The 3594-nt window shown below is 49.2% G+C and carries 1 protein-coding gene; it reads right to left on the bottom strand.

The window, feature by feature from the left end; genetic code table 11:
- Positions 1-3380, bottom strand: a 3380-nt coding sequence (locus tag H6F50_RS26965; RefSeq protein WP_190427946.1) for a condensation domain-containing protein, incomplete at its 3' end; no start/stop codon positions are given.
- Positions 3381-3594: the final 214 nt, after the last annotated feature.

The raw sequence follows: 3594 nt of genomic DNA on the forward strand, positions 1-3594 counted from the left end.
GCGTTGAACAAATCGGTGTTGTATTCCAGCGTCCCGCTCAATCCCTGTTCCGTATCTATCATTGATAGGAATAAATCGAACTTTGCGGTTCCACTCTCAACTTCCGAAGTTTTGAAAGTTAACTCTGGTAACGAAACCGTCGAAAATGCGGGATTCTGGAGGACGAACATTACCTGAAATATCGGGTTATAGCTCAGATCTCGACTCGACTGTAATTCCACCAGCTTCTCGAAAGGCAAATCTTGGTGAACGTAAGCATCAATTGCCACCTTTCGCACCCGTCCCAGCAATTCTTTAAAGCTGGGATTTCCTGCCAAATCGGTACGCAACACCAAAGTATTAACAAAGCACCCAATCAATGATTCCAGTTCAGCGCGATCGCGGTTGGCAATCGGCGAACCGACTAAAATGTCCTCTTGTCCTGAATAACGGTAAAGCAACGTCTGAAACGCCGCCAGCAAGGTCATAAATAAGGTGACACCCTCCTGCTGACCTAGCATTTTGATTGCCTCAGTCAATGCTTTGGGCAGCACTAACTTCTGCTGCGCCCCCCGAAAAGTCTGAATTGGCGATCGCGCCCGGTCAGTCGGCAACTCTAATACGGGAACTCCCCCTAACTGCTGCTTCCAGTAATTCAGATGAGTTTCTAGCCTCTCGCCGGAGAACCATCGTTGTTGCCAATCGACATAATCAATATATTGGATGGGAAGTTCAGCGAGTGGGGAAGGCTTTCCGGTCGAGAAAGCTTCGTAAAGTGCTGTCAATTCTCGGACGAAAACTTTAACCGACCAACCATCGGCAACAATGTGGTGTAGCGTGAGCAGCAACATCGACTCTTCTGCGGTTAGATGCAGCAGTTTTGCCCGTAATAACGGCGGTTGTGCCAAGTCGAAGGGCATTTGAGCCTCTGCGATCGCAAATTGTTGCGCTTGCGCTTGTCTCTCAGCATCGGGCAATTGCCGCAGATCCACCTCTGGTAAATTTAAGGTGACGCAGCTTTCCCCAGAAGTCGCTTGCACGGGTTCGCCCTCCACTACGGCAAAGCTTGTCCGCAAGATTTCGTGTCGCCGGATAATTTCGTGAATACTGCGAACCAGCACTGGCACATCCAGCCGTCCCGTCAGACGAACCGCGATGGGAATGTTGTAAGCCGGAGTTCCCGGTTGCAGTTGATTGACAAACCACAATCTAGCTTGAGAAAAAGAAAGTGGATGCTGGACAGTAGTTCTTTCAACTCTGCACAAAGGTATCGATGCAGAGGGAACCGCCTGAGTAAGTTGGTCGAGTATCTGCGTTGCCAGTTGGGTAATGCTAACTCCCTCGAACAAATCCGCAATCGATACAGCTACCCCCAAATCAACCTCGATCCGATTCTTCAACTCGAAAACCATTAACGAGTCGAGACCAAAACGGCTCAAAGGCTGCTCAATACTAATATTTCCTCGATGATTCTTCCTCTGCGTCCTCTGCGGTTCGTTCCCAAAATCTAATTCAAACGACGCAACACCCAGCACCCGCGCCACTTGCCTTTGCAGATAAGCCTCTAATCGCTGCTGACGTTCTTCCGACTCAACAGCCCGCAACTCCTCGCGGGTGAGAGCATCTTCATTTTCGACAGGATAGGAATTCTCTAAAATACTGCTACCAATAACATCCAATTCGCCTGCCAGATACTCCGCACGAGTAGCGCGGCGTTGAATCTTCCCACTGGAAGTCTTGGGAATACTGCCACCTTTAATCAGAACTACCGCATAAACTTGTATCTCATGTTCTTCTGCAACTGCCTGACGAATGGCGGCGGTGACTTCCTCAACATTCGGTTTCGCGCGAAATTCCACCTCTTGCACTACTACCAGCCGTTCTTCATTGCCGAGTTCTACCGCAAAAGCGGCACCACTGCCTGCACGTAATCCTGGATGGCTGCATTCTGCCGTTCGTTCAATGTCTTGCGGATACAGGTTGCGACCCCGGATGATAATTAAATCTTTGGCTCGACCTGTGATGAACAGTTCCCCATTGTGCAAAAAGCCCAAGTCGCCTGTTCTTAAAAAAGGCTTTCCGTCCGTATCTGCCAGGGAGGCGCGGAAGGTTTGCACCGTCTCCTCTGGTCGATTCCAATAGCCGTGACCGACACTAAGACCTGAAACCCAAATTTCACCAATTTCATCTGGCGCACATCGGGTTAAAGTTTCAGGATTTGCGATCGCAATCTCCTGTTCTGGTAAGGTGTTCCCGCAACCGACCAGAAGCTGAGAATTGTCCTCATCAAAATCAGCATCAATGACTTGGTTGCGTTCTAATGCCGTTTTTTGAACAGTTTTCGTGACCGCAACCGCTGCCTTGACACCACCTGAAACGATTAGGGTTGCCTCCGCCATCCCGTAACAGGGATAAAAAGCTGTTTTTAAAAAGCCGCAGGAAGCAAACGCATCTGCAAACCGCTCTAAAGTATCTTGGCGGATGGGTTCTGCACCGTTAAAAGCGACACTCCATCTGCTTAAATCGAGGGTTTCTTTTTGTTCGGGGGTAATTTTCTGAACGCACAGTTCATAAGCGAAATTCGGGCCACCGCTGGTAGTCCCTTGGTAATCGGAGATCGCTTTCAGCCAGCGATACGGACTCACCAGAAAAGATGCGGGTGACATTAAGTAGCAAGGAAACCCGCCATACAAGGGTTGCAGGACGCCGCCGATAAGTCCCATGTCATGATATATCGGCAGCCAGGAGACAAATTTGCTACTGGGCGAATGTTCCATAAGCCGGTAAGTCATGGCGGCATTGTGCAGTAGGTTGCCATGAGTGAGCATGACTCCTTTCGGCGTTCCTGTAGAACCGGAGGTGTATTGCAGAAAAGCTAATGTGTCTTGATGAATGCTTGGCAGTTCCCAATTCTCTTCGATGCCATTGGGTAAGTTGTCCGTAGTTAGCCACTGGATGTCATTTGGGTCAGTTTTTTGAGCCAGAAGCGATCGCACTTTCGCAAAAATCGCTGTTGTGGTGAGCGCGATTTTCGCCTGTGCATCTTGCAAAATTGCTTGAATTCTCGGCGTGTTGCGTTGGTTGCGAGGCGGATAAGCGGGAACGGCGATCGCGCCTGCATACAAACAACCGAAAAATGCTGCTAGATAATCCAAACCCGGTGGATAAAGCAATAAGGCACGTTCGCCACTTAAACCCATCGTTTGCAGCTGGGATGCGATCGCTCTACTGCGCCGATCCAACTCTCGATAAGTTAGGTTCTCGCCTGGTGTTTCCCCATCCTGCAAGAAGGTAAACGCCAGTTTTTCCGGTTCGTTTACGGCTCTGTAGCGCAGAATGTCTGCTAGAGTGGCAATTTTCTTGGACGGGTTTTCTGGAAAATCTTGGCAATAATCGACCATGTTACTTTTTCTGCTTTTTCAACCCTGAACTGTTGAATCCGACCACAAAGTTCAAACTCTCTAGTTCAAACTCTCTCGTCAAAGATTCGCATTGCCGAACGGAAACCGCCCATCTCTAGCTCCAATCCGGGTGGTTGGATTAAAAACTGAGCGCTTCATCTGTATTTGCTGTTAAATCGACGTTTTTGGGAGTTTTAGGAACCCTCGGCAGGGC

The sequence above is a fragment of the Coleofasciculus sp. FACHB-712 genome (genome assembly GCF_014695635.1).
Classification (GTDB): domain Bacteria; phylum Cyanobacteriota; class Cyanobacteriia; order Cyanobacteriales; family FACHB-T130; genus FACHB-T130.